Origin of the sequence: Streptomyces sp. NPDC059787 (assembly GCF_042732315.1) — a bacterium.
GTDB lineage: Bacteria > Actinomycetota > Actinomycetes > Streptomycetales > Streptomycetaceae > Streptomyces > Streptomyces atrovirens.
This window is the reverse complement of record NZ_JBHWHX010000002.1, coordinates 255,327-281,441: the sequence shown is the minus strand read 5'-3', so window position 1 is coordinate 281,441 and position 26,115 is coordinate 255,327. Positions and strand designations below refer to the sequence as shown.

The window sequence follows — 26,115 nt, the reverse complement described above, 5'->3', positions numbered from 1 at the left end:
CCGACGGAAGCCGGCCGGCGGTCAGCTCAGGCGGTCCACCGCCTGCTTGGCCTCGACCAGGTCCGCGCCCGTGGTCTCGCGGTAGAGCTTGATCGCCTGGATCTTCTTGCCCCGGCGTACGAGGGCGAGGATCTCGTCCCTCCCCGGGATCTCCTCGTGGAGGCCCAAGTGCCGCATCACCGTGTCGAGTTTGCGCTCGACGCGGGCGGCGCGGCGGTCCGCGCGGGAGAGGTGGTTCCGGATCGTCATGACGCCGAGGACCACGACGCAGGTGAGGAAGAGGATGGCTGTGTCCATGACCGTCAAGGGTAGGCAGTCGCGCGGTCAGGGTGTGTCGAAGCGGCGGCGGTGGTAGACCACCTCCAGGGCCACCTCCAGGGCCGTGCGGCCGTGGGCGAAGGCGTCGGCGCGCAGCCGGACCAGGGCCTCGTCGGCGCCGACGCCCAGCTGGGCCATGATCATGCCGACGGCCTGGTGGACACGGTCGTGGTCGGCGGCCAGTCCGCTGAGCCAGGGTTCGTCGTCGCCCCGGAGGTCGTACGGCAGGTCCGTCAGCGCCACCGTCATGACGCCGGCGACGAGCCGGGCCACCCGCAGCTGGCCGTCGGTGAGTCCGCCGGGGGTGCCCCGGTAGAGGTCGAGGGAGCCGACGCAGACGGCGCCACTGCCCAGGGGGAGCGCGTACACGGCGCGCACTCCGGCGTCGAGCGCCTGCTGGGCGAAGACGGGCCAGCGGTCGGCGCAGCCGGCGGCGGCGAGGTCGCGGGCGAGGACCGGCGCGCCGGCCTCCAGGACGTGGCGGCAGGGGCCGTCGCCCAGGGTGGCCTGGAGCTGGGCCAGACGCGCGGCCTGCGGACCGGAGGCGCCGATCTGTACGGGCAGCAAACCGTCGCCGCGCAGGGACACGCTCGCGCCGTCCACCGACAGCAGCTCGACGGCCACCGCGCACAGCCGCCCCGGTACGGCGGCCGGCTCGGCGCCACGCAGCTCCGCGGCGATCGCGCCGAGCACCCACGCGTCGCCCCTGTCCGGCTCGCCCCCAGGGTCGTCCCCGGGCCGCACGCCCACCGCCTCCTTCGGCCGTTGACCCCCCGAAGTGAGCCCCGACTACCCGGCCCTCCGCACCCCGAAACGGTCAGACCGGGGGCTGGGCGGGCGCCGGGCCCAGCGTGGTCGTGCCCGGGGCCGTACGGTGGCCCAGGCCGGTGCGGTAGGCGTCCAGGGCCGCCTCGACGCGGCCGGTGCGGCGCAGCAGGTCACCGAGGAGGCGGCACAGGTCGGCGAGGTCACCGGCCGCGCCCGCGCGCTCCAGCAGGCTCATCGCGCGCACGTAGTGCTCCTCGGCCCGCTCGGCGTCGCGGGCGTCCTCGGCGATGATCCCGAGCAGCCGGTGCGCCGCCGCCGCGTGCACCGCGCCCCGCTCGGGGGAGAGCCCGCCGAGCACGTCCTCCAGCAGGGCCGCCGCCTCCCGGGTGCTGCCGCGCCGGCGCAGTACGTCGGCCAGTTCGACGGTCACCTGGCTGCTGTAGAGGGACGCCCGCTTGGCCGACAGCATCGCCAGCGCCTCGCGCATCTCCTCCTCGGCGCGCTCCAGTTCGCCGTTCTGCGCGTACACGTAGCCGCGCATCCAGTGGCAGTTGGCCAGCTCGGTACGGAGCTGCAGCCCGCGGTACAGCTCCGCCGCCTTGGCCAGCGAGGCGTCCGCCTCGGCGAGGCGGCCCTCGGCGAGCAGGGTGCGGGCCACCGACCGGTGCATGCGCGCCACCAGCGCCGGGTCACCGGACTGCGGCGCGAGCGCCAGCGCGAACTCCGCCGCCTGCGCGGCCCGCGCGTGCGCGCCCATGTCCATGTACGGGCCGATCGCGCTGGCGTAGAGCAGCAGCAGCGCGTCCGGGTCGTGCAGGCCGCCCCGGTTCAGTTCGTCGATCGTGGACTCGAGGAGGTAGACCGCGTACCGCAGTTCGCCCGCGAGGTAGTGGGCGACGGCCCGTCCGCGCAGCGCCGGCACCCGTGCGGGCAGCGGTGCCTCGGCGAGCCGGGCCTCGGCCCGCTCGAAGTACTCGCGTCCCTCGGCCAGTTCGCCGGTCTCCAGGGCGCACTCACCGAGCCCGAGCAGCGCGGCGGCCTGCTCCTCGGCCAGGCCCTGCGCCTCCGCCTCGGCGAGCAGCCCGGCGTACTGCTCCACCGCGGCCTCCGTCTCACCGACGGCGAGCGTGCGCTGCGCCTCGGTCAGCCGCAGGTGCAGCTCGGTCACGAGCCGGGCGGAACGCCCGGTGGCCAGTTCGTCGAACGCGACTCCGAGACGGTCGGCGAGATGCCGTAACGCGTCGTCGGAGGGGCGCACCCGGCCCGCCTCCAGCGTGGAGACGTACGCGGGCGTGTACACCGGCTCCGCCAGCTGTCTCTGGGTCAGCCCGCGCTCCACCCGCAACTGCTGCACCCGCCGCCCGATGGTCGCCGGCTCGTCCCGTTCCCCCACGCCAACTCCCCCAGTGCCCCTTGCCGTTCGTGTCCGACAGCCCCTAGGTTAAACCGCGAATTAAACGTGCTTAACCCGTCGCTGTTGGGAGGCCGCCGTGCTGGAACCCACACGCACCACCGAACGTTACGCCCGTGGCCTCGCCGCGGCCGTCGCCGCGGTCGCGGCACTGGTCCTGGCGGCCAACGCGGGCCCGGCCAAGGCCGCCGACCCCGAACCGGACCGGCGGACCACGACACCGGTGGCGGAGGCGGTCCGGTAGGGACACGCACCCCGGCCGCACGGGCACGCGGGTGACGAGGACCGTCGCGGGCACGGGGCTCCGGCCCACCCCCGGCGGGGAATCCCGCCCGGCCTGGGCTCCCGCCGCCCGGCGGGGCGTGGTCGAGGAGCAGCGGGGCGGGCCGTGCGGTGGCGTCCGGCCGTACGCGCCGCGCTCCGGCCCGTACGGCACTCAGCTCTGCGTCTGCAACTGCCTTAGCTGTCGCCGTACATGGTCCAGGGCGCCCTCGCGGCGTCCCGGTACCCGGCCGCGCAGCTCCGCGAGGACCGTGCCGAGTTCGCGGGCCCTGGCCGGGTCGCCGATCCGGCCCCACTGGTGGTGTGCCCGGTCCACGGCCGTCTCGACGGCGGGCGCGTCCGCCGGCTGCCCGGCGGTCAGCCGGGCGCTCGCGACGGTCAGCCAGGTACGGCAGCTGCGCGCCGCGTCCCCGGCCAGCATCGCCAGGTCCGCCCGGACCTCCGTCCAGTGCAGCGCCTCCTCGGAGGCGGGCCCGTGCGCCAGACCGGCCGCCTGCTCCAGCCGCGCGGCGAGCGCGTCGGCGTCCGCGTGCCGGCCGGAACGCACGGCGGCGGTGACCGCCGCGTGCGGATCGCCCGGCACCGGACCGGGCCGCGCCAGCAGCAGATCCGTGCCCGCGCTCTCCGGTGCGATCCGCGTCAGCGCCTGCTGGTGCAGCTCCTCGTCCGGCGGACGCCACCCGCTGCGCAGGATCGTCGCGACCGCCTTCATGTACGCCGGTGCCGCGACCCCGCGACGGGACGGCGGCGGGGGCGCGACACGGCCGTAGACGGCGTTGTCGGGGCCGCAGTCGAGCGGGGACGGGCCCGGCGGGCGCGGCGCGCTCAGCGCCTGCCAGGTCTCCGGGTCGGCGTGCAGATCGAGGAAGAGCGTCGTCGCGCCCGCCGGACGCAGCCGCAGCTCCTCCCGGAACCAGTGCCACGGCAGTCCGGTGTACCGCACGGTGGGCGCGGTCGTCCGGGCCAGCGCGAGGTGCGGCAGCCGCTGCCGTCGGTCGAGCTGGAGCTGGCCGGCGACGTACACGGTCAGCGGTCCGGGCGCCGCGGCGGCGGCACGCAGCCGGGTCAGTACGGCCTGCGGCTCCAGCGGGTCGGCGAGTTCGACGACGTTCGCGGTCTCCGCGCCGGACAGCACGGCGGGCGGCACCGCCGCGAGGACCGGGAGCACGGACGCCGCGTCCACCAGCCGCCCGCGGCCCAGCGGCGAGGCCGCCAGCAGCAGCACGGTTCCGGGCATGGTCCCCTCCCCTGTCGATCACCTACGGCAGCACGGTAACCGCTGCGGCCGCGAAGGGTGGTGTCAGTAGGGTGAACGTCCCCCTTCGAGGCCTTCGCCCCCCGGCGCGCGGGACAGGCGGGGCACACGGATCCGTCGTACCGCGAAGGCCGTGGTGTCGTCGACCAGGTGCCCCCGGCTGTGCCGCAGCGTCCCGTCCCGTACGACGGCGACCAGCCGGCCCGGCGCGGCGACCCGCGGGTCCGCCGCCACCGCCCGGGCCAGGTCGTCGGCGAGCCGGTAGAAGTCGCCGGCACCGTCCCGCGCCTCGGTCACGCCGTCGGTGACCAGCAGCAGCGTCTCACCGTCGGCGACCGGCACCCGGCACACCGGCGGCCGTCCGGGGGCGAGGTCGCGGCAGCCGAGCGGGAGACCCCCGTCGGCCGGCAGGGACCGTACGCCGTCGGGGCCGACGGCCAGCGGGGGCTCGTGCCCGAAGACGACGGCGTCCACCACGTCGGTGCGGTCCGCCGGGAAACCGAGCAGTACGGCGGTGGCGAACCGGTCGCGGTCGCCCCGGCCGAGGGCGGCGGTGTACTCGCGGTGCCGCAGCATCCGGGTCTCCAGCCGGTCCGCGACGTCCGTCAGGTCGGCCTCGTGGTAGCCGGCCTCGCGGAACGCCCCGAGCAGCACCGACGCCGTCTCCACCGCGCCCAGCCCCTTGCCCTGGACGTCACCGACCAGCACCCGGGTGCCGTACGGGCCCGGCTGGATGTCGTAGAAGTCGCCGCCGACGCGGGCCTGGGCGTCCGCGGTGAGGTAGATCCCGGCGTGCTCCAGACCGCCCCAGTCCGGCGGCAGGGGGCGCAGCACGGTGCGCCGTACGGTCTCGGTGACGTCCCTCATGTGCAGCGCCCGGCGCTCACCGCGCATCCGCACCGCGCAGGCCAGCGTGGCGAGGACGCCGCCGGTGGCGACGAGGATGAAGTCGGGCAGCCCCGCCTGGAACTGGTGCGGCCAGGCGCTGTCCACGACGGTGTACGTGACCATCGCGAGCACGGCGAACAGGGCCGTTCCCCACACCCCGCAGATCGCGGCGGCGATGCCCGGCACCAGCACGATCCAGGAGACGGTCCGGAACTCCCCGCCGGTGTTGTAGTCGATGAGCGTGATGGCGACGAGCAGCAGCAACGGCGGCACCCAGGCGACGCTGCGGCCCCTCAGCCGCAGCGTCTCGTGCCGGTGCACGACGTCGCGCGGGCCCTGTCCCCCGCTGCCCTGACTCACGGCCCCAGCGAAACACGGCACCGTGCGGCCCGCATCCGGTCTCCGGTTGCCGGCCGGCCCGGGGAGGTGTGCCCTGGTAGGCGGGGGCGAGGAGAGAGGAGTGCTCCCATGACGCACGCGGCATCCCGGCCCCGGGGCGCGATCGAGCGGGGCGGTACGACCCCCGACATCTTCAGCGCACGGACCCACCTGGCGGCGAAGGTCGTCATACCCGTCCTGCTCGGAGTCCTGTACGGCTACTGGGTGGCGGCCAACCGCCGCTACGGCGGGCCGATCACCGTGGAGAACTTCCTGTACGGCTTCTTCGCCGGCCTCGTGTTCTCGCTGCTGTTCATGGCACTCCTCGCCCTGGCCCCGAAGGTGCGGCGCGAACTGCACGCGGTGCTCTGGGCCGCCCTCATCGGCAGCGCGCTCGGCTTCCTGGTCATCCAGGCCCCCAGCCCCGGCGTCCTGCGCTCCACGATCCTGGGCCTGCTGGTCGCGGCGGGAGTCTTCGTGACGATGTTCTACCGCTTCTACACCCACGAGGACGCGACGGGCCACCGGGTCGGGTAGGCCGCCCCCCACCCCGTGATCCACGGGCAGCCGCTCGCCGCCTTCCCACAGGCAGCCGCTCGCCGCCTTCCCACAGGCAGCCGCTCGCCGCCTTCCCACAGGCAATCGCTCGCCGCCTTCCCACAGGCAGCCGCTCGCCGCCTTCCCACAGGCAATCGCTCGCCGCCTTCCCGCGGGCAGTCGTGCCGCTGGGGCGGCACGGGTGGGCGCGACGGCGCCCCGTAAGCGCCGGGCAGCGCGAACACCCCCCGCCCCACCCCGACGCGGAGCACCCCGCACAACCGCCCGTTCGGGCCGCCACCACTCGCGCCCCCCACACCCTCCGCCTTGACTGAGAACGTGGCCCCCCACAGCACCCGCCTCCGCGCCGCCCTCTCCGCCGCACTCCTCACCCTCACCTGCCTCCTCACCCCCTGCGGCACCCTGGCCGCCTGGGCGGCCGCCCTCGCCGACACCGGCCACTACGTCGACACCATGGCCCCGCTCGCCACCGACCCCGACGTCCGCGACGCCGTGGCCGACGCCGTGGGGGACGAGGTCGTACGGGAACTGCACGCGGAGACGACCGACACCACTCCCCTCGGACCGTTCGTCCGCGAAGCGATCCGTTCCTTCACCCGCACCGACGCGTTCCGCACCGCATGGGAGGCCGGCAACAGGGCCGTCCACGACGCCGTCCTGCACGCCCTGCGCGACGACGCGGCCGCCCCCGGCCCGGTCACCGTCGACCTCGCCCCCGTCACCGCGCAGGTACGCGCGCGGCTCGCCGCCGACCACCTGCCCTTCGCCCACCGCATCCCCGTCGAGCACACCGAGGTCGCGGTGGTGCCGGCCGGGGAGGTGGCCGGACTCCGGAAGGGGTACCACGTGCTGGACGCCGCCGCCTTCTGGCTGCCGCTCGCGGCCGTCGTCCTCGCCGCCACCGGGATCGCCGTCGCCGCCCGCCGCCGGCGCGCGCTCACCGCGACCGGTCTGGGCACGGCCCTGGGCGGCGCCCTGCTCGTCCTCGCGGTCGCCGTCGGCCGCCGGCTCACCCTGGCCGACCTGCCCGACCGCGTCCACCGTCCGGCGGTGGGCGCGGTCTACGACGCCCTCACCGCCACCCTGCGCACGGCGTCCTGGCTCCTCCTCGCCCTGGGCCTGACGGTGGCCCTGGCCTCCTGGCTGGCCGGCCGCCACGGCAGCCGCCGCGCACCCCCGTCTCCCGCGACCACCCGCCACACCCCCTCGTCCTTGAGGGAGAATCCGGGCATCGCACCCGCGAGCGGAAGGCCGGAACGTTGGACACTGCGACTGCCGACCCGACGGTCACCGGGGACGGGGCGGGGCGGACGGGGGGACGGCGGCGGTTCGGCGCCCGGTGCGCGGGGCTGCTGTTCGCCGGGGTGAGCGTGGTCGTCGGCTGCCGGACCGCCGACACCGACGGCGTCACCCCCGTGCCCCAGCTCCTCGCCTTCCTGCCCTGGCTGCTCGTGCCCACGGCCGTCGGGCTGCTGTTCACCCTGTTCGCCCGGTGGTGGACCGGCGCGGTGTGGGGCGTGGCCCTGCTGGGGCTGCTGGCCTGGTTCATCGAGCCGTACGGGAAGACCGGCGATCCCGCGGGGCCGCCCGTGGCCGAGCTGCGGGTGCTGACCTCGAACGTGGAGTTCGGGCAGGCCACCGGCGCGCTGATCGACGCCGTACGCCGTACGGAACCGGACGTCGTGTTCGTCCAGGAGTGCGAGTACACCTGCGACGCGGCGTTGCGGCGGGAGCTGGCCGACACCTACCCGCACCGGGAGGCGGTGGAGGGCGACGGCTCCGAGGGCTCGGTCGTCCTCAGCCGTTTCCCGCTGCGGGCCACCGACGGCGTCCCCGGCACCATGGGCATGCCGGGTGCCGTCGCCGACGTCGACGGGCACGCCGTACGGCTCCAGCTCGCGCACCCCGTGCCGCCGCTGCCCGACCAGGTGGGCCTGTGGCAGCGGGAGCTCGGCCGGCTGCGGGACGCGGCCGCCGCCGACCGGGACACCCCGACCGTGCTCGCCGGGGACTTCAACGCCTCCCAGGACCACGCGGCCTTCCGCCGCATCCTCGACACCGGCCTGCGCGACGCGGCCCGCCTCACCGGCGCCGACCGAACCCCGACCTGGCCCTCCCGCACCACCCCGGCCTTCGGCACCCAGATCGACCACGTCCTGGTCTCCGAGGAGTTCACCGCGACCCGAGCCCGCTTCCTGGACCTCAAGGACACCGACCACCGAGCCCTACTGGTCGACCTGACCCTGCACGCCACGTAACTGCGGGCACCCCCGCCGCCCAACTGCGGGCAATCGTGCCGCTGGGGCGGCACGGGTGGGCGGTGGGGGCACCTCCCGCTCGAGCGAAGCCGAGAGTGGGGGAGGCACCCCGCGAACGCCGGGCTGCGCAACACCCCCCGGCCGCCACAACACCGTGCGGCTACCGGCTACCGGCTACCGCGAGGACTTCTGCAACGCCTTCTCCGCCTTGTCCAGCGCCGCCGCGAACCCGTTCGCCCACAACTGGTTCACCCGCGACCGCTCAGCCGAGTTGGGGTACGCGTTGGTGCACGACGTCCCGGGCCCGCCCCCGGACATCAGCTCACTGCACGGCCCCGAGTAGTGGTCCGGAAGACCCAGCACGTGCCCCGTCTCGTGCGCGGTCACCCGCGTCGAGTTGTACGTCTGGTTCTGCCGGTAGTCGAGGAAGATGTACCCCCGCCCGTGCCCGTCGGTGGACGCGTACGACCCGCGCGAGTCGTTGCCCTCGTAGTACGAGAAGTCCGCACCCGACGTGCCGGCCTGGAGTCTCACGTTGGACACCGAGCTGTTCCAGATCTGCGCGCTGCGGGCTATCTGCGTGGCGAACGACGGCGCCCGGGAGGCGTTGTAGACGACGGTGACGGCGGCCGCGCTCGTCGGGTTCGCGGCCCGCTTCTCGGCCGCCGACTTCAGCACGGCCTCGAAGAAGGCCCTGTTGGCCGCCGCTTCCTCCGACGACCCGTCGTAGGCGGCGTACGAGGCGGACGAACCGGTGTCGACGGGCGCGGGAGCCGCCGTCGCCGGGGTGATGCCGAGGCCGAGAGCCGTGAGGCTCAGACCGGCGGCGGTGAGCACGGACATGGGCATGCGCATACGCATCGATGACTCCTTGCGGTGGGGGTCGAGTCACATGTCACCGAGGAGTGTGTGCGCCTGTGCGGCGGCTGTGATGATGGCAACCGGTGATAGGACGGCCCTATCGCCCGACTCCGGCCACCCGGCCGCGCGCGCCCGACTCCGCCTGAACGGACGGGGTTTGTGTGTCTGGTGAAACCTGAACTTCCGCCTTACCCTCCCAGGGCATGGAGCTTGAGGTCAGGCACCTCAGGGCGCTGTGCGCGATCGCCGACACCGGCAGTCTGCACCGCGCCGCACGCCAACTCGGCGTGGCCCAGCCCTCGTTGAGCACGCAGTTGCGGCGCATCGAACAGGAGCTGGGCGGTGCCCTGTTCGTACGCACGCGTACCGGCTGCCGTCCCACCCCGCTGGGCCGGCTGGTGCTCAGCCGCGCCCGCCCACTCGTCACCGAACTGCGCTCGCTGGTCACCGAGGCCCGCGCCGCCGCCGTCGGCGGCCGGCAGCTGCGCATCGGCTCCACCGCCAGCCGGGCCCTGGCCGGCTGGCTGCGACGGCTGCGCCGGCACTGGCAGGAACCCACCCTGCACATGGACGTCTCCGCCAACGCCCTGCTGCGCATGGTCGCCGACGGCCAGCTGGACGTGGCGTTCGTGCACGAGGTCGAGGGCTTCCCGCTGCGCGTACCCGACGGTCTGCGCACCCGGGTCCTCGTCGAGCGCGAACCGCAGTGCGTGTCGCTCCCGGCCGACCATCCGGCCGCCGCGCGCCCGGTGGTCCACCTGTCCGACCTGGCCGGCGACCGCTGGATGATCGACCCGGCGGTCGACGGCGAGTGGGACGCCGTACGACGGGTCCTGCACGCCGCCGGGATCAGCCCGCGCGTGCTGCACGGCGACTACCACACGGCCGCGTCCCTGGTCGCCATCGGCGAGGTCGTCACCGTGTGCCAGCCGACCTCGCCCTCCCGCCCCGAGACGGCGGTCCGCCGGCTGCACGGCGACCCGCTGGGCGTACGGCTGCTGCTGGCGGCGCGCACGGAGTCGGAGCTGGAGGGCGTCTATCCCGATCTGGCCGAGGCGTACCGGGAGGTGGCGCGGCAGGCACCGGCGTACCGGGAGTGGCTGGATCAGGACCTGGTTCCGGGTCCCTGATCCGGCCACCCCCGAAGGGGCACGTCAGACGCCGATGTCACGGCCGTCCGCGCGCCACACCGCGACGACGGCCGGGCGGACGTACGTGCCGGGCCCGTCGGGCCAGGCGCTGGCCGGCTGGTCCACGGTCGCCCCGTCCACCTCGCCCGGGTGCTGCACGGCGACCAGCACCCGCCGGTCCTGGATGACCGGGCCGCAGGTCTCCGCACCGTTGGGCACGGTGAGGAACTGCTTCAGCTCACCGCGCCGGTCACCGCGCGTGGCGACGCCGAAGAGGCCGTCGTGGGAGCCGAGGGCGCTGCCGTCGGTGGAGATCCACAGGTTGCCGTGGTCGTCGAAGGCGACGTTGTCCGGGCAGGAGATCGGGCTGACGGAGTCCTTCGGGAACCCGGCGAAGTACGTCGCCGGGTCCTCCGGGTCGCCCGCGACCAGGAACAGCGACCAGGCGAAGCGGGTGCTCTCCGGCCGGTTCCAGCGCTCGGTCAGTTCAAGCACGTGACCGTGCTTGTTGGAGTTGCGCGGGTTGGCCTCGTCGGCGGCGGCGTAACCCGTCTTGCCGCGGTTGGAGTTGTTGGTGAGGGCGACGTACACCTTGCCGGTGACCGGGTTGGGCTCGATGTCCTCGGGCCGGTCCATCTTGGTGGCGCCGACCTTGTCACCGGCGAGGCGGGTGAAGACGAAGACCTCCTCGGCGGTCATGCCCTCGACGTGCGAGACGGCGCCGTCGGCGGTGGCGGTGGCCAGCGGGATCCACTGTCCGCTGCCGTCGAACTCGCCGTCCTTCGGGAGCTTGCCGGTGCCGTCGATCTCGATGGCGGGCGAGTCACCGGTGAGCTTGGCGACGTACAGCGTGCCCTCGTCGAGCAGGGAGAGGTTGTGCTCGCGGGCGGAGCGGCTGTTGCCGTGCCGCATCTTCTTGCTGCCGACGAACTTGTAGAAGTAGTCGAACCGCTCGTCGTCGCCGGTGTAGACGACCGGACGCCCGTCGTGCGTCAGCCGCACGGTCGCGGCCTCGTGCTTGAACCGGCCGAGCGCGGTGTGCTTGCGCGGGGTGGAGTCGGGGTCGTACGGGTCGAGCTCGACGACGTAGCCGAAGCGGTGCACCTCGTTGGGCTCCTGGGCGAGGTCGAACCGCTTGTCGAACCGCTCCCACTTGCGCTCGGTGGCGCCGGTGCCGATGCCGTACCGCTTGTCGGTCGCGCTGCCGCCGTTGGCGAAGTACTGGTTGAAGTTCTCCTCGCCGTGCAGGGTCGTGCCCCACGGGGTGGTGCCGCCGGAGCAGTTGTTGAGGGTGCCGAGCACCTTGGTGCCGCGCGGGTCGGCGGAGGTCTTCACCAGGTCGGACCCAACGACGGGGCCGGTGAGCCGGAACTCGGAGGTGGCGGTGAGCCGCCGGTTGAGCCGGTGCCGGGTGACGGGCGTCAGCTTGCCGCTCCGCCGCTCCTCCTCCACCGCGACGACGGCGAGCCCGTGCGCGGCCCAGGCGATCTCCACCTGCTCACGGGTGGGGTTCTCCGGGTCGTAGTCCCGGAACATGAGGATCTCGTCGGTGTACTCGTGGTTGGCGACGAGGAGCTGCCGGTCGCGCTCGCCGCGCAGGGGCAGCAGCGAGAGGAAGTCGCAGTTGTACCCGAACTGCCCGGCCTGCGCCTCGGCGCTCTGCCTGTCCCCGTCGAAGGCGGGCGCGCCGCGCAGGATGGGCTCGCCCCAGCGGATGACGACGTTCTGCCGGTAGCCCTCCGGCACGGTCACGGCGTCGTCGGTGTTCGGCGCGACGGGCGTGAACCGCAGACCGCGGGCGCCCTTGGCCTTGTGGCCGTGGCTTTTCGCGGCGGGCGCCGCCTGCGCCTCGGGGGCGGCGGCGACGCCGACCGCCCCGGCACCGGCGGCGGCCACCGTCACGACGGCGGCGGCGCGCATCATGGACCGGCGGCTGAGGGCGCCGGCGATGACGTCACCGACGTACTCGTTGGAGCTGGTGTTGGGCACCTCGTGGAAGCAGGCGTCACCACACCGGAAGCGGCAGGTCATGGCGGACCGGCCGCCGGGGTGGGAACCGGACGGCGTTCCGATCAACGGCAGCAGCTTTCGCACGTTCTCTCTCCTTGGGTACCCGTGGTGTCAGCGTGACCGTAGGAGTACATACGTGCGGTAGCCGGGCGGCCGGGTGAACGGTGCGTGAACCTGCGGCAGCATCTGGGAAGTCGCACCGGGCCGAATCGCACCCTTGACATATACGATTCCGCAAACCCAACCCTGCCCAAGATCGCCCTTGCGGGCCGCTAACCTTACGTGTCCGTCCTGGCCAGGGATTGACGGGCATCAACTCACGCGAAGGGTTGCGCACATGGGCATTCTCACTCTCCTGCGGAACGCGTTCGGCCGGTCACGCAAAGCGAGGTCCGCCGAAGCGGAGGGTGCGGCGGACGCCGCCGAGACGGCGAGCACGTCCCCGTCATCGCCCGCCCCGACGGAGCCGGCCCCGGAGCCCGCCGCGGAGGCACCCGCGGCCCCGAAGGTCCCGTCCCCGTCCCCCGAGCCCACCCCCGCACCCCGCACGGCCTCGGTCCCGGAACCCCGCGAGGAACACGACCTGGTCTCCGCGGCCTTCGACAACATCACGGTCCCCGGCCCCACCCGCTCGGACGACCCCCCGGCCCCCACCCAGGAAGCCAAGGCGCCCCCGGCCCCCGAACCGAAGCCCGAGCCGGAAGCCAAGCAGGAACCCGAGCCTGAGCCGACCGCCAAGCCGGAACCCGAGGCCGAGCCGGAACCCGAGTCGGACCCGGCTGCCAAGACAAAGCCCGAGGCCGAGCCGGAACCCGGGCCGACGGCAGAGGCCGAGGCGAAGCCCGAGGCCACCACTGAGGCCGAGCCGGAACCGACGGCCAAGGCAGAGCCTGAGGCCAAGGCGGAGCCCGAGGTCGAGCCGGAGCCTGAGGCCGAGGCGGAGCCCGAGGCCGAGGCGGAGCCCGAGGTCGAGGCGGAGCCCGAGGTCGAGCCGGAACCGACGGCCAAGGCAGAGCCTGAGGCCGAGGCAGAAGAGAAGCCCGAGGTTGTCACCGAGCCTGCGGCCGCCGGCGGCGAGGACGCCCCACAGGGGCCACCCGCACCCGACGACGAGAGCAGCACGGGCGGTGCGGGTGGGAACGAAACCGAGGCCGAAGGCGAAGCCGAGGCCGCACCCGAGCCGGAAGCCGAGCCGACGGCAGAGGCCGAGGCGAAGCCCGAGGCCACCACTGAGGCCGAGCCGGAGGCCGAGGCTGTCACCGAGCCTGCGGCCGCCGACGGCGAGGACGCCCCACAGGGGCCACCCGCACCCGACGACGAGAGCAGCACGGGCGGTGCGGGTGGGAACGAAACCGAGGCTGAAGCCGAAGGCGAGGCCGAGCAGCCCACCGCGAAGCCGACCCCCGCCACACCCCCCACAGAGCTCCGCGACACCACCCTCACCACCGCCTACAAAGCAGCCGGCGCCACCCTCGAGAAGCACGACCTCACCGGCACCCGTGCCAAGGTCTACCTCGTCCTCGACCGCTCCGCGAGCATGCGCCCGTACTACAAGGACGGCTCCGCCCAGGCCCTCGCCGAGCAGACCCTCGCCCTCGCCGCCCACGTCGACACCGGGGCCACCCTCCACGTCACGTTCTTCTCCACCGAACTGGACGGCACCGGCGAGCTGACCCTTACCGACCACGAGAACAAGATCGACGAGCTGCACGCCGGCCTCGGCCGCATGGGCCGTACCAGCTACCACGCGGCCGTCGAGGCCGTCCTCGCGAAGCACGCCGAGGAGCCGGCCGGCACCCCCGCCCTGGTGGTCTTCCAGACGGACGGCGCCCCCGACGCCAAGACCCCCGCCACCCGGTCCCTCACCGACGCGGCGAAGAACCACCCCACCGTCTTCTTCTCCTTCGTCGCCTTCGGTGAGCACGACAACAAGGCCTTCGACTACCTCCGCAAGCTGAAGACGGGGAACACCTCCTTCTTCCACGCGGGCCCCGCCCCCCGCGAGCTCACCGACAAGGAGCTCTACGAGGGCGTCCTGGCGGCCTGGCGCCCGTAGCCGCGCCTCCTCACCCTCCCCCGGGGGGCGGACGGGCATCCCGTCCGCCCCCCGAAACGCGTGTGAGCCGACCTCTCCGGGGCCAGTAGGATTTCGACCATGGCGGCCACTGGATCCGAGAAGCAGGGGGCGAAGGCGTACTACGTCTCGACCCCCATCTACTACGTCAACGACGCTCCTCACCTGGGCCACGCCTATACGACCGTCGCAGGCGACGTGCTCACCCGCTGGCACCGCCAGCGCGGCGAGAAGGTGTGGTACCTCACCGGCACGGACGAGCACGGTCAGAAGATCATGCGCACGGCCGAGGCGAACGGGGTCACCCCGCAGGCCTGGGCCGACAAGCTCGTCACGGAGTCCTGGAAGCCCCTGTGGGAGCACCTCGACATCGCGAACGACGACTTCATCCGCACCACGCAGAAGCGGCACACCGACCGCGTCCAGGAGTTCGTGCAGGACCTGTACGACAAGGGCGAGATCTACAAGGGCGGCTACGAGGGCCCGTACTGCGTGGGCTGCGAGGAGTACAAGCTCCCCGGCGAGCTGCTCGACGGCGAGGGCGAGTACGCGGGCCAGAAGCTGTGCCCGATCCACAAGAAGCCGGTGGAGATCCTCAGCGAGGAGAACTACTTCTTCAAGCTCAGCGAGTACGGCGAGAAGCTCCTCGCCCACTACGAGGCCAACCCGGGCTTCATCCAGCCGGAGTCCGCGCGCAACGAGGTCGTGAACTTCGTCCGCCAGGGCCTGCAGGACCTGTCCATCTCCCGCTCGACGTTCGACTGGGGCATCCCGATCCCCTGGGACGACAAGCACGTCATCTACGTGTGGGTCGACGCGCTGCTGAACTACGCCACGGCGGTCGGCTACAACGAGAACCCGGAGAAGTTCGGGGCCACCTTCCCCGCCGACGTGCACCTGGTCGGCAAGGACATCCTCCGCTTCCACGCGATCATCTGGCCGGCCATGCTGATGGCGCAGGGCCTCCCCCTGCCGGGGAAGGTCGCCGCGAACGGCTGGCTGATGGTCGGCGGCGAGAAGATGAGCAAGTCCAACCTGACCGGCATCAAGCCGCAGGACCTGACCTCGCACTTCGGCGTGGACGCGTACCGCTGGTACTTCCTGCGGGCGATCGCCTTCGGCCAGGACGGCAGCTTCTCCTGGGAGGACTTCTCCGCCCGCTACACCAGCGAGCTGGCGAACGACTACGGCAACCTGGCGTCCCGCGTGGCCGCGATGGTCGGCAAGTACTTCGGCGGCGAGCTGCCGGCGGCGACGGCCGACGGCGAGGCGGAGCGGGCGATCCACGACGGCCTGGCGAAGGCCGTCACGGAGGCGGACCGCCGTATCGGCGAGGAGCTGGACTTCCAGGGCGGCATCCTGGCGGTGTTCGACTTCGTGAAGCAGGTCAACGGCTACATCACGGAACAGGAGCCCTGGAAGGTCGCGAAGGACACGTCCGACGAGGGCAGGGCCCGCCTGGCGACGATCCTCTACACGGCCGCGGAGTCCCTCCGCGCGGTGGCGGTCCTGCTCAACCCGATCATGCCGGAGACCTCCGCCAAGCTCTGGGACTCCCTCGGCGCGGAGCCCGGCCTCGGCGCGCTCGCCGACCAGAAGGTCCAGGAGGCCGGCACCTGGGGCGTCCTGCCCGCCGGCTCGACGGTCACCAAGGGCGCGGTCCTCTTCCCGCGCCTCGAGGAGAAGCCGACCGCGTAGAACGCACGACGTACGTCCAGAGGCCCGGAAACGTCACGTTTCCGGGCCTCCGGCCGCATCGTCACCCGCACCGTCTCCTGCAACCAGCCCGGCCGACGCGACGCCCCGTCCGCACCGAACGAAGCGCCCAAGCTCCCAGCCCGTCGCGCGGCCACCGCCCCGAAACAGGAACCGCCGCGCCGCCGCGCCCTCCCCGCCGTACCGAAGCCCGCGTACACCTCCCCCGACCTCCTCCGGGCGGCCACCGAGGTCCTCGCCGGCCTCCGTCGCGAGGACCCCCGCCTGCTGCTCTCCGCCACCGACGCCGAACATCTCGCCCCCGGCGTCGTCGCCTGGCTGGAACGGGACCTCACCCCCACCGCCATACGCAAGGCCCTGGCCGACGACCTGCCCCAGGAGCCCCTGATCCGGCCCGCCGCCTTCCTGGCCCACCGCCTGACAGCCAAACTCCCGCCCCTCCCGCCGTACCACGCCCCCGAACCGCCCGCGCCCGTCCGGTACCCCCTGCGCACCTGCGACACCTGCGACACCTGCGACACCTGCGACACCTGCGACCACGCCTACCGCGGCCCCGACCTCCACCACTGCCAGGGCTGCCTCGCCCTCCGGCAACCGCCGCCCACGGTCGCCTGACGAGCCGGCCAGACCCGGCGCCCGCCGGAAATCGGCTCGTAGCCGCCTTCACCCGTCCAGGTGAACATCATCAACTGCGCTCCAGCAGGCCCTGGTTACAGACCTACGCTCCATGCGGAACACGTATTGGCATGTGCTAGAGGCAATTCTCTCGCCATCTCACTCTCACAGGAATCCGTATGGTCAGCTCGCCCCACGAGGCGATGCACCGCATCTTCCAGGAACATCCGGGCCTCTTCTCCGGGGTTTCCGAGGTACTCGGCATCGACTTCCCCCCACCCACCTCGGTCACCGTCCTGCCCAACGACCTCACCGAGACCAGCCCCGTCGAACGCCGCGTGGACACGCTCCTGCGGCTGGACGCGGAGGACGGCGAGCCGCTGCTCCTCGCGGTCGAGGCCCAGGGCGGGAAGGACCCCCAGAAGCCTGCCAGCTGGGCGTACTACACCTCGTACCTGCTCACGAAGTACCGGCTGCAGCCACTCCTGCTGGTCGTCTGCCAGGACCGCGCCACCGCGGAATGGGCCGCGCGCGAGGTCAGCTTCGGTCCCCGTCAGTGGCCCCTGCTGACCCTGCGGCCGCTGGTCGCGGGACCGCACAACATGCCGGTGATCACCGACCCGGCCGAAGTCCGCAAGGACCTCGCCCTCGCCACGCTGTCCGCGATCACGCACGCCACGCATCCGGACGCCGGGGCCATACTCAAGTCAATGACGACCGTTCTGCGGGACACACCGCAGAGCATCGCCGACCCGATCATCGAGCTCATCGCACAAGGCCTGGGCAAGCACCCGGCCGCACAACTGTGGAGGAAACTGGTGGCCGTGGACCTCTCCTTTTACAAGTCACCCCTCTCCGAGGAAATCCGAGACGAAGGCCGGGCCGAAGGCCGGGCCGAGGGCGAGGCGCGCCGCGCCGCCGAGGACGTCCTGGACATCCTGGAAGTGCGCGGCATCGACGTCCCCGAAGCGGTCCGGGAACGCATCACCGACTGTGGCGACCCCGAAATCCTGCGCCACTGGCACCGGCGTGCCGTCACGGTCCCGACGGCCGCAGAGATCTTCGAGGACGAGTAGTCACGGCTGTCGGAGGGGCCTCCCCGCGCTGCCCGCCGGGGATTGCGCGTCCTCGGACCGCCCGGCGGACGCCGTGAGGGGCCCGGGAACGCGTCCCGGGCCCCTCACGGTCCGTGGCGCGGCGGACCGCGCGACATGGGTGCGCGAGGGCCGGGGGCTCGTGGTCTCCCGGCCCTCGCGCGTCTCGGGTGCTACTGGAGCACGCCCGCCCCCGTCGTCGTCGCCAGCGACGTCGGCAGGCTGCCCGCCGAGGCCTCCAGACCCGCCGTGAGGGCCGGGGTCCAGTTGACCGTGGTCTTCAGGTCCTTGGACGAGGCGGCGTTGTAGGCGGCGACGAGGTCGGTCACCGTGCCGTTGACGAGGTTGCCGGAGCCCTTGACCGAGCCGGTGCCGTCACCGCTGAGGAGCTTGGCGGCCTTCGCGCCGGACGGCAGCTTCCAGTAGTTGTTCTCCGCGACGACCTGGGCCTTGGCGCGGGAGTTGATGCTGTACTGCGGCGTGTACCCGTTGAGGGGCGTGACGTCGTAGTAGTTGTTGTAGATGTGGATCTGGCCGATGCGGGCCAGCGGGGCGCGCTGCATGATGCCCTTCCACACGTTGTGGTGGAGGGAGACGCGCAGCTTGCCGACGCTGTCGGTGTCGCTGCTGCCGATCAGCATCGTCTTGTCGTGGTTGGTGAACTGGTTGCGCGAGACGGTCACCAGGTCGGAGCCCTTGGTGATGTCGAGGGCGCCGTCGTGGATCTGGTACTCGCGGCCGAAGTACTCCGGGTTGGCGCTGTCGAAGTGCGGCGCGTCGGTGAACGTGTTGTGGTCCGCCCACACATGGGTCGCGCCGCGCAGGGACACCGAGTCGTAGTTGGAGTTCCAGTTGCCGTCGTCGCCGTCGGTCGGGTCCCACTGCGGGAAGCAGTCCTCGGTGGCGGCGAAGGTCAGGTTGCGGACGATGACGTTGTCCACGTTCTGGATCTGGAGCATGGCCCCGGTGAGGCCCGCGTTCGTGCCGGGGACTCCCACGACCGTCGTGTTGGCGGGGACCTTGAGGACGATGTTCTTGCCCTGCTTGGCCTGCGCGGCGGCGCGCGCCGTCTCCTGGGTGCCGGAGGGCAGCTTGGAGCGGCCGTAGGTGGCCGGGTCGTAGGCCTTGAGGTAGGCCGACAGCGAGTAGCCGGTGCCGGAGGCGTAGTCGGCACAGGTCAGCTTCTTGCCGCTGTCGTCGGTGTTGGCGTCGATCATGCCGTTGACCTTGATGATGCGGGGCGTGGTGTCGGACGCCGAGCCCAGCGCCTTCACGAGCTGCGCGCGGGTGGAGACGGTGAAGGTGTGGGCGGCGTCGGCCTTCGTGCCGCCGGTGGTGCCCGTACCGGAGGACGCCCAGCCGTCCTTCGCGGCGAGCGTCTGGTGGTACAGGTCGACGGTCCCGGCGTTGGCGTTCATCACGAGGACACCGGCGCCGGCGCCCGCGGCCACGACGGCCGCGCAGACGACTGCGGCACGACGGGAGCGGAGGGACCGGCGGTGGGAACGAGCAGCCACGAGGCTTCCTTACGGGGGAGGAGCGGGGTTACGCCCTGTCAGTGGCCGCCGCGCGGTGAAGGGTTGCCGCGTGCGGAGATTTTTCCTGCCCGCCTTTCCCGCCACGCGATGTCGTCCGAGTCCGCCTCCACGACGCCCCACCCGGTTCCGCTCACCTCCAGCTCACCGCGGGTGGCGGGTGCGGTGCGCTGCCGGAGACGGTGACGTGCTCGCGCGCCCCGGTGCGCCGCCCCACGACGCCGACGGTGGCGCGGAGGCACTCGGGCCGTCCTTCACAGCCAAGGCCCGTGGGCGGTCGCCATACCGGCGAGGAGCATGACGACGTGGTCCCCACCGGGCGCGCTCGCCGGCCAGAAGGTCCAGGAGGCCGGCGCCCGGGGCGACCTGCCCGCCGGCTCGACGGTCACCGAGGGCGCGGTCCTCCTCCCGCGTCTCGAAGAGAAGCCGACCGCGTAACACGCTCGCTACAGCCGGGGCCCGGGGGACGACGGGACCTTCTCCCGGGCCCCGCGTTTTGCGAAGATCATGTGAAGACGGCCGAGGTCCGGCCGTCACCACTCACGTGGGGGGACTCGTTCCATGGCACTCTTCGGCAACGCGCACACCGTCGACCCGGCCCAGGCGCAGCAGGACTACGCCCGTCTGCTGGGCCACGGCGAGCAGGTGCACGCCGCGTTCCTGCTGATCCGCGACACCATCCTGTTCACCGACCGCCGCCTGATCATGGTCGACAAGCAGGGCATCACCGGCAAGAAGGTGGAGTACCACTCCGTCCCGTACCGCAGCATCACCCACTTCGCGGTGGAGACGGCCGGCACCTTCGACCTCGACGCCGAACTGAAGATCTGGATATCCGGCACCCCGGCCCCCATCGAGAAGACCTTCACCAAGGGCGTCGACATCTACGAGGTCCAGGCGATCCTCACCCAGTTCGTGGCCCGCTGACCCGACCGGGTGAACGCCTCACAAGAGCGTCGGGAGGCCCTCGGCCTCTTCACCCCGGAGGGGCCGGCGGCCTGCGGACCCCTGCACGTGGAAGGGGCCCGGAACCGAGTCGGTTCCGGGCCCCTTCACCACTGCCGGGGTTACTTCGGCTGAGGCTTGCGCACCGTCAGGTGGAGCTCCTTCAGGCGGGCCTCCTCCAGCTCCGTCGGCGCGCCCATCATCAGGTCCTGGGCGTTGCCGTTGAGCGGGAAGGCGATGGTCTCGCGGATGTTGGGCTCGTCGGCGAGGAGCATGACGATGCGGTCCACGCCGGGCGCGATGCCACCGTGCGGCGGGGCGCCGAAGCGGAACGCGCGGAGCATGCCGGCGAACTTCTCCTCGACCGTCTCACGGTCGTAGCCCGCGATCTCGAACGCCTTGAGCATGATCTCCGGCTCGTGGTTCCGGATCGCGCCCGAGGACAGCTCGACGCCGTTGCAGACGATGTCGTACTGCCAGCCGAGGATGGACAGCGGGTCCTGGGTCTCCAGGGCCTCCCGACCGCCCTGCGGCATCGAGAACGGGTTGTGCGAGAAGTCGATCGCGCCGGTCTCCTCGTCCTTCTCGTACATCGGGAAGTCGACGATCCAGCAGAAGCGGAAGACGTTCTCCTCGAACTGGCCGGCGCGCTTGGCGGCCTCGACCCGCACCGCGCCCATGATCTTGGAGACCTCGTCGAACTCGCCCGCGCCGAAGAACACCGCGTGGCCGGGGGCCAGGGAGAGCCGCTTGGTCAGCTCCGCGACGTTCTCCTCGGTGAGGAACTTCGCGATCGGGCCGGACAGCGCGCCGTCCTCGCCGACGCGCACCCACGCCAGGCCCTTCGCGCCCTGGGAGACCGCGTAGTCACCGAGCTGGTCGAAGAACTTGCGGGGCTGGCCGGAGACGTCCGGCACCGGCAGGGCACGTACGTGCTTGCCCGCGAAGGCCTTGAACTCCGAGCCCTCGAAGATGTCGGTGATGTCGACGAGCTCCAGCTTGGCGCGCAGGTCCGGCTTGTCGGAGCCGTACTTCAGCATCGCCTCGCGGAACGGGATGCGCGGGAACGGGGACGTCACATGACGGCCGTTGCCGAACTCCTCGAACAGCTCGGTCATGAGCTTCTCGATCGGCTGGAAGACGTCCTCCTGCTCGACGAAGCTCATCTCCACGTCGAGCTGGTAGAACTCGCCCGGCGAGCGGTCCGCGCGGGCGTCCTCGTCACGGAAGCAGGGCGCGATCTGGAAGTAGCGGTCGAAGCCCGAGATCATCAGCAGCTGCTTGAACTGCTGCGGCGCCTGCGGCAGCGCGTAGAACCTGCCGGGGTTCAGCCGGGACGGGACCACGAAGTCGCGGGCGCCCTCCGGGGAGGTGGCGCTCAGGATCGGCGTCGCCATCTCGTTGAAGCCCAGCGCGGTCATCTTGTGGCGGATCGCCGAGATGACCTGCGTACGCAGCATGATGTTGCGGTGCATGCGCTCGCGGCGCAGGTCCAGGAAGCGGTACTCCAGGCGCCGCTCCTCGTTGACACCGTCCTCGGCGTTGATCGTGAAGGGGAGCGGGGCGGCGGCGCCCAGCACCTCGACCACGGAGACCTCGACCTCGACCTCACCGGTCGGCAGCTCGGAGTTGACGTTCTCCGTGCCGCGCGAGACGACCTTGCCGTCGACGCGGACCACGGTCTCCTTGGAGAGCTTGTCCAGCGCCTCGTACGCCTCGGTGCCCGGGCGGGCCACGAGCTGCGTGATGCCGTGGTGATCGCGCAGATCGATGAAGAGGATGCCGCCCAGGTCGCGCCGATTGTGCAGCCAGCCACTCAGCCGGACGTCGGTGCCGACGTCAGAGGCGCGGAGCTCGCCGCAGGTGTGGGACCTGTACCGATGCATCGTCGTTCATCCAGCCTTCGCGGATCGGGGTCGTCGTTTCACGTGAAACTCCCCCCAAGCCTACCGGCCGGCCCAAGATCGCTTCTCCGTCATTACCGGCCGGGCGCAGTGGCAGTTTCCGACACCGTCTTCATAAAGTGGTGCAATGCGCACTGGTGAGCCCCTGCCCGCCCTGGGGGACGTCCTCGCCGCCCTCGACACCGGCCTGTGGCACTGGGACACCGCGTCCGGGCTGGTCACGGTCGACGCCGTGGCGGCACGGCTGCTCGGACTCCCCGCCGAACAGGTCACCCTCACGGAGGCCCAGATCCGGGCCCGTCTGCACCCCGTCGACTGGAACGAGATCACCGGAGTGGTCCAGCTCGCCGTCGCCGAGGGCACCCTCGCCGAGGTACGCATCCGGATCATGGACGACCAGAACCGGGTCGTCCGGGTGGTGCGCAGCCGCTCCAGGCCCTCCTTCGACCGCGCCCGCAAGGCGTACGTCCTGACCGGCACCCTTCAGGAGGTCGCCGAGCCCCGGCCGGGCACACCCGCCGGGCGCAGCGCGGTCACCGGCGACTGGCGGCGCTCCCGCGAGGCGTTCCTGCTGGACGCGGGCCGGGCGCTGGCGGAGGCGCGGTCGACGCAGGAGGTGCTGCGGGTCGCGGCCAACCTGTCGATGCCGGGCTTCTCACCGGACGGACTGGCCGTGTTCGGCGTCGAGGGCGACCGGCTCACGATCATCGGCCACCACGGCCAGGAGCCCGATGACGACCGCCCGTTCACGTACATGCCGCTGGAGACGGACTACCCGGCCGCCGAGGTGGTGCGCACGGGCCGCGCGGTCTACCTCTCCTCCCCGGAGCAGTACAAGGCCCGCTACCCGCTCACCTGGCCGCTCGCCCAGCGCTTCGGCCGCCAGTCCTGGGCCTTCCTGCCGCTGACCGCGTCCGGCCGCACGATGGGCGCCTGGCTGGCGGCCTTCGCCTACCCGGTCGCGTTCACCCCCGACGAGCGTTCCGTGCTGACCACGGTCGCCCGGATGCTGGCCCAGGCGCTGTCCCGCGCGGGCACGGCCGAGAACCAGCGGGAACTGAGCGAGGGCCTGCAGCGCACGATGCTGCCCGAGCTCGGTCCGGGCATCCCGGGCATGAGCATCGCCGCCCGCTACGTCCCCACCGGCGGCGGGCTCCAGGTCGGCGGCGACTGGTACGACGTCATCCCGCTGCCGAGCGGACGGTTCGCGATGGTCATCGGGGACGTCCAGGGCCATGACGTACGCGCGGCCGGGCTGATGGGCCAGCTGCGGATAGCCCTGCGGGCCTACTCCTCCGAGGGGCACCGCCCCGACGCCGTGCTCTCCCGCGCCTCCCGCTTCCTGCACGGGATCAACGAGGCGGACCCGGTGGAACTGCGTTTCGCGACCTGTCTGTACGTCGAGGTCGACCCGGTGACCGGGGTACTGGAGGTGGCGCGCGCCGGGCATCCGGACCCGGTGATCCGCATGGCCGACGGGACGGTGCTGGCCCGGCCGACGGCGGGCGGGCTGCCGCTGGGCGTCGACCCGGACGCCGACTACCCCACCACCCGGCTCGTCCTGGAGTCCGGCGAGACCATGCTGATCTGCACGGACGGGCTGATCGAGACCGGCGGCCACGACCTGGAGACCGGCTGGCAGCGGCTGCGCACCATCCTCGAGGAGCACAAGGGCAACCAGGAGGAACTGGCCGACGCCCTGGTGCAGGCGGTGCACGGCCCCTCCTCCCACCACACCACCGGCCCGCTCGCCGACCGCCGCGAGGACGACATCGCCATGATGCTGCTGTCCCGGGAGGGCGAGGGCTGCGGCTGCGGCGTGGGGTCGGACACGGTGGAGCAGCCGGTGCGCCGCACGGCGCTGACGGTGGCGCAGGCCGAGCCCGAGCGGGTCTCGGTGGCCCGCCAGCAACTGCGCGAACTGCTCCACGACTGGTCCTCGCCGGACCAGGTGGACTCGGCGGTGCTGCTGCTGTCGGAGATGCTCACCAACGTCCTCGTGCACACCGACACCGACGCCCTGCTGCTCGCCGAGATCACCGGCGGCAGCGACGGCCGCCGGATGCGCATCGAGGTCACCGACGCCGGCGACGACCTGCCGCACATGCGCCGGCCGGGCGAGCTGGCGTCCTCCGGACGCGGCCTGGTCCTGATCGAGCTCCTCGCCCACACCTGGGGCGTCGCCCCGCGCGGCAGGGGCAAGAGCATCTGGTTCGAGCTGTACGAGACGGAGGGGGCCGGTCCCGGCTGAGCGGCCGGGAGGTGTGTCAGGCCGCCGGCGTCCTCACCGCCCGGTCCGCCGGTGTTCACGCGAATCCGCGCGGCGCTGTCCGGCGGGCGGGGGCGGAGCCGCGGGCGGCGGCACGGGCGCTCCGGCGTGGAACGGGTTGCCGTGCCCGGGGAGCCGGCCGTCCTGCGGCAGGTGGCGCAGCCGGCCCGCCGGGTCGGTCACCGGTGTGAACCCTGCGTCCCGCAGACGAGCGGCGTACTTCTCCCTGAACCGTCGGTTGACGGCGAACCCGACCGGCAGGAGGGCCATCAGCGCCGCCCAGAAGACGGCGGTGAGGACGACGGCCGTGGCACCCGAGCCGAGCAGGAGGCCGAACGGCAGGGCCAGCGGGACGGCCGCGATGCCGGCGAGCAGGACCATCTGCTTGTCGGTGTACATCGTGCTGATGTCGAACGTGATGCGGGCCTTGAGGAGCTCGACCTCCTCGGGCGCGAGGCGCGGCAGCTCGCCGCCGTGGGCGGCCCCCGGATAGCGCGCCCGGTTGCGCGCGGCCCGCTCGCGGGCCTCGGGGCCGGGATCGGGCACGATCACGATCAGGTACTGGTCGCCCTTCGGCCCGCCGCCCCGGCGTACGTCCGCGTACGCGTACCCGAACTTCTGGGCCATGGCGGCCAGCCGGGCGAGCTTCGTCGTGGTCGGCATGGCGCTGGTGACCCGTACGGGCTCCCCGCTCTCCATCTGCCGCAGCATCTTCCGTACCCGGCGCTCACCCATCGGTACCCCGCCCTCTCCTCGGCGATCCCGGCCGCGTACGGACATGATCATGTCCGTACGCGGCCGGGATCACTGCCGGACGCGGGCAGTCTTCAGGCGTCGTCGTTGCCGACCGCAGGTCCGCCCTCCGACATGCCGTGCACCGCCGGGACCGTGCCGAGCCGGCCCTTCTGGAAGTCCTCGAAGGCCTGCTGGAGCTCGTCGCGGGTGTTCATCACGAACGGGCCGTAGTGGGCCATCGGCTCCCGGATGGGCCGGCCGCCGAGCAGGACGACCTCCAGGTCCGGGGTGCGGGAGTCCTGCTTCTCGTCCGCGCGGACGGTCAGCGAGGAACCCGCGCCGAAGACGGCCGTCTGGCCGACGTGGACCGGGCGGCGCTCGGCACCGACCGCGCCCTTGCCCGCCATGACGTACGCGAGACCGTTGAAGTCCTCGCGCCAGGGCAGGGTGATCTCCGCGCCCGGCGCCAGCGTCGCGTGCACCATCGTGATCGGCGTGTGCGTGACGCCCGGGCCCTCGTGGCCGTCCAGCTCACCGGCGATGACGCGCAGCAGCGCGCCGCCGTCGGGGGAGGTGAGGAGCTGGACGGAGCCGCCCCGGATGTCCTGGTAGCGCGGCGCCATCATCTTGTCCTTGGCGGGGAGGTTCACCCACAGCTGGAGCCCGTGGAAGAGCCCGCCGGACATGACGAGCTGCTCCGGCGGCGCCTCGATGTGCAGCAGGCCGGAACCCGCCGTCATCCACTGGGTGTCGCCGTTGGTGATGGTGCCGCCACCGCCGTGGGAGTCCTGGTGGTCGAAGATCCCGTCGATGATGTAGGTGACGGTCTCGAAGCCGCGGTGCGGGTGCCAGGGGGTGCCCTTCGGCTCCCCGGGCGCGTACTCCACCTCACCCATCTGGTCCATCATGATGAACGGGTCGAGATGGCGGTAGTTGATCCCGGCGAACGCCCGGCGCACCGGGAAGCCCTCGCCCTCGAAACCGCTCGGCGCGGTCGTGACGGTGAGCACGGGGCGTGCCACGGCGTCGGCGGGCGCGGTCACACGGGGCAGCGTCAACGGGTTCTCGACGGTCACTGCAGGCATGTCGGTACCTCCTCGGGTACACCCAT

The 26,115-nt window shown here is 72.5% G+C and carries 22 protein-coding genes and 1 pseudogene; 12 read left to right on the top strand and 11 right to left on the bottom strand.

Going from position 1 to position 26,115, the window contains the following annotated elements; all coding sequences use genetic code 11:
* Positions 1–21: 21 nt before the first annotated feature.
* The 3 genes from ACFV5H_RS03260 to ACFV5H_RS03250 form a co-directional block, all read right to left on the bottom strand.
* Positions 22–297, bottom strand: coding sequence for a hypothetical protein (locus tag ACFV5H_RS03260; protein WP_385052440.1), 276 nt, complete (start codon positions 295–297; stop codon positions 22–24).
* A gap of 27 nt (positions 298–324) precedes the next feature.
* A complete protein-coding gene (locus ACFV5H_RS03255; protein WP_385052442.1) occupies positions 325–1,068 on the bottom strand; it encodes a GAF and ANTAR domain-containing protein in 744 nt (247 codons plus the stop codon).
* Between the two features lie 67 nt (positions 1,069–1,135).
* Positions 1,136–2,479: a tetratricopeptide repeat protein gene (locus ACFV5H_RS03250; RefSeq protein ID WP_385052445.1), complete on the bottom strand. Its 1,344-nt coding sequence runs from the start codon at positions 2,477–2,479 to the stop codon at positions 1,136–1,138.
* Positions 2,480–2,576: 97 nt separating this feature from the next.
* On the opposite strand from ACFV5H_RS03250, the gene ACFV5H_RS03245 reads away from it, so the two are divergent.
* The gene (locus tag ACFV5H_RS03245; RefSeq protein WP_385052446.1) at positions 2,577–2,741 is read left to right on the top strand and encodes a hypothetical protein; all 165 of its coding nucleotides are present in this window, start codon (positions 2,577–2,579) and stop codon (positions 2,739–2,741) included.
* Positions 2,742–2,933: 192 nt separating this feature from the next.
* On the opposite strand, the gene ACFV5H_RS03240 is transcribed toward ACFV5H_RS03245, so the two are convergent.
* Positions 2,934–4,016: a hypothetical protein gene (locus ACFV5H_RS03240; RefSeq protein ID WP_385052449.1), complete on the bottom strand. Its 1,083-nt coding sequence runs from the start codon at positions 4,014–4,016 to the stop codon at positions 2,934–2,936.
* A gap of 63 nt (positions 4,017–4,079) precedes the next feature.
* A complete protein-coding gene (locus ACFV5H_RS03235) occupies positions 4,080–5,282 on the bottom strand; it encodes a PP2C family protein-serine/threonine phosphatase (protein WP_385192492.1) in 1,203 nt (400 codons plus the stop codon).
* A gap of 108 nt (positions 5,283–5,390) precedes the next feature.
* Between ACFV5H_RS03235 and ACFV5H_RS03230 the strand changes: the two genes are divergently transcribed.
* The 3 genes from ACFV5H_RS03230 to ACFV5H_RS03220 all read left to right on the top strand — a co-directional run bounded on the left by ACFV5H_RS03230 (position 5,391) and on the right by ACFV5H_RS03220 (position 8,116).
* Positions 5,391–5,837, top strand: a complete 447-nt coding sequence (locus tag ACFV5H_RS03230; protein ID WP_385052454.1) for a hypothetical protein — start codon at positions 5,391–5,393, stop codon at positions 5,835–5,837.
* Positions 5,838–6,164: 327 nt separating this feature from the next.
* On the top strand, positions 6,165–7,226 hold the full coding sequence (locus ACFV5H_RS03225) for a hypothetical protein (RefSeq protein ID WP_385192490.1): 1,062 nt from the start codon (positions 6,165–6,167) through the stop codon (positions 7,224–7,226).
* Positions 7,118–8,116 (top strand): endonuclease/exonuclease/phosphatase family protein, encoded by a 999-nt coding sequence (locus ACFV5H_RS03220; RefSeq protein ID WP_385192487.1) that lies wholly within the window; start codon positions 7,118–7,120, stop codon positions 8,114–8,116. Before ACFV5H_RS03225 ends, ACFV5H_RS03220 begins: the two co-directional genes overlap by 109 nt.
* A 174-nt stretch (positions 8,117–8,290) precedes the next feature.
* Here the strand turns inward: ACFV5H_RS03220 and snpA are convergent, their stop codons facing one another.
* A complete protein-coding gene (gene snpA, locus ACFV5H_RS03215) occupies positions 8,291–8,977 on the bottom strand; it encodes a snapalysin (protein WP_385192485.1) in 687 nt (228 codons plus the stop codon).
* Between the two features lie 203 nt (positions 8,978–9,180).
* Between snpA and ACFV5H_RS03210 the strand changes: the two genes are divergently transcribed.
* The gene (locus ACFV5H_RS03210; RefSeq protein WP_385052464.1) at positions 9,181–10,107 is read left to right on the top strand and encodes a LysR substrate-binding domain-containing protein; all 927 of its coding nucleotides are present in this window, start codon (positions 9,181–9,183) and stop codon (positions 10,105–10,107) included.
* Positions 10,108–10,131: 24 nt separating this feature from the next.
* On the opposite strand, the gene ACFV5H_RS03205 is transcribed toward ACFV5H_RS03210, so the two are convergent.
* Positions 10,132–12,201, bottom strand: a complete 2,070-nt coding sequence (locus ACFV5H_RS03205; protein ID WP_385192482.1) for a PhoX family protein — start codon at positions 12,199–12,201, stop codon at positions 10,132–10,134.
* A gap of 253 nt (positions 12,202–12,454) precedes the next feature.
* On the opposite strand from ACFV5H_RS03205, the gene ACFV5H_RS03200 reads away from it, so the two are divergent.
* The 4 genes and pseudogenes from ACFV5H_RS03200 (at position 12,455) to ACFV5H_RS03185 (ending at position 17,598) form a co-directional block, all read left to right on the top strand.
* Positions 12,455–14,173, top strand: coding sequence for a VWA domain-containing protein (locus ACFV5H_RS03200; RefSeq protein ID WP_385192479.1), 1,719 nt, complete (start codon positions 12,455–12,457; stop codon positions 14,171–14,173).
* Between the two features lie 99 nt (positions 14,174–14,272).
* Positions 14,273–15,889 (top strand): methionine--tRNA ligase, encoded by a 1,617-nt coding sequence (gene metG, locus ACFV5H_RS03195; RefSeq protein WP_385192477.1) that lies wholly within the window; start codon positions 14,273–14,275, stop codon positions 15,887–15,889.
* A 48-nt stretch (positions 15,890–15,937) separates the two neighbouring features.
* A pseudogene (locus tag ACFV5H_RS03190) lies at positions 15,938–16,522 on the top strand (helix-turn-helix domain-containing protein); the annotation flags it as partial.
* Positions 16,523–16,701: 179 nt separating this feature from the next.
* Positions 16,702–17,598 (top strand): hypothetical protein, encoded by an 897-nt coding sequence (locus ACFV5H_RS03185; RefSeq protein WP_385052475.1) that lies wholly within the window; start codon positions 16,702–16,704, stop codon positions 17,596–17,598.
* Positions 17,599–17,789: 191 nt separating this feature from the next.
* Here ACFV5H_RS03185 and ACFV5H_RS03180 read toward each other — a convergent pair whose 3' ends face one another.
* Complete coding sequence (locus tag ACFV5H_RS03180) at positions 17,790–19,133, bottom strand: polysaccharide lyase family 1 protein (protein WP_385192475.1); 1,344 nt, start codon at positions 19,131–19,133, stop codon at positions 17,790–17,792.
* Positions 19,134–19,448: 315 nt separating this feature from the next.
* On the opposite strand from ACFV5H_RS03180, the gene ACFV5H_RS03175 reads away from it, so the two are divergent.
* Both ACFV5H_RS03175 and ACFV5H_RS03170 read left to right on the top strand, forming a co-directional pair.
* Positions 19,449–19,589 carry a hypothetical protein gene (locus ACFV5H_RS03175; RefSeq protein WP_385052481.1) on the top strand — a complete coding sequence of 47 codons (141 nt, stop codon included), beginning with the start codon at positions 19,449–19,451 and terminating at the stop codon, positions 19,587–19,589.
* A gap of 123 nt (positions 19,590–19,712) precedes the next feature.
* Positions 19,713–20,078, top strand: coding sequence for a PH domain-containing protein (locus ACFV5H_RS03170; RefSeq protein WP_085572288.1), 366 nt, complete (start codon positions 19,713–19,715; stop codon positions 20,076–20,078).
* A gap of 140 nt (positions 20,079–20,218) precedes the next feature.
* Here ACFV5H_RS03170 and aspS read toward each other — a convergent pair whose 3' ends face one another.
* Entirely contained in the window at positions 20,219–21,982 is a 1,764-nt protein-coding gene (gene aspS, locus ACFV5H_RS03165; protein WP_385192472.1) for an aspartate--tRNA ligase, read from the bottom strand.
* A 145-nt stretch (positions 21,983–22,127) separates the two neighbouring features.
* Here aspS and ACFV5H_RS03160 point away from each other — a divergent pair, with 145 nt between their 5' ends.
* Positions 22,128–24,251 carry a SpoIIE family protein phosphatase gene (locus tag ACFV5H_RS03160; RefSeq protein ID WP_385192469.1) on the top strand — a complete coding sequence of 708 codons (2,124 nt, stop codon included), beginning with the start codon at positions 22,128–22,130 and terminating at the stop codon, positions 24,249–24,251.
* Positions 24,252–24,284: 33 nt separating this feature from the next.
* Here ACFV5H_RS03160 and ACFV5H_RS03155 read toward each other — a convergent pair whose 3' ends face one another.
* Positions 24,285–25,004: a sulfurtransferase TusA family protein gene (locus tag ACFV5H_RS03155; protein WP_385052490.1), complete on the bottom strand. Its 720-nt coding sequence runs from the start codon at positions 25,002–25,004 to the stop codon at positions 24,285–24,287.
* A 92-nt stretch (positions 25,005–25,096) separates the two neighbouring features.
* A complete protein-coding gene (locus tag ACFV5H_RS03150; protein WP_385192467.1) occupies positions 25,097–26,089 on the bottom strand; it encodes a pirin family protein in 993 nt (330 codons plus the stop codon).
* Positions 26,090–26,115: the final 26 nt, after the last annotated feature.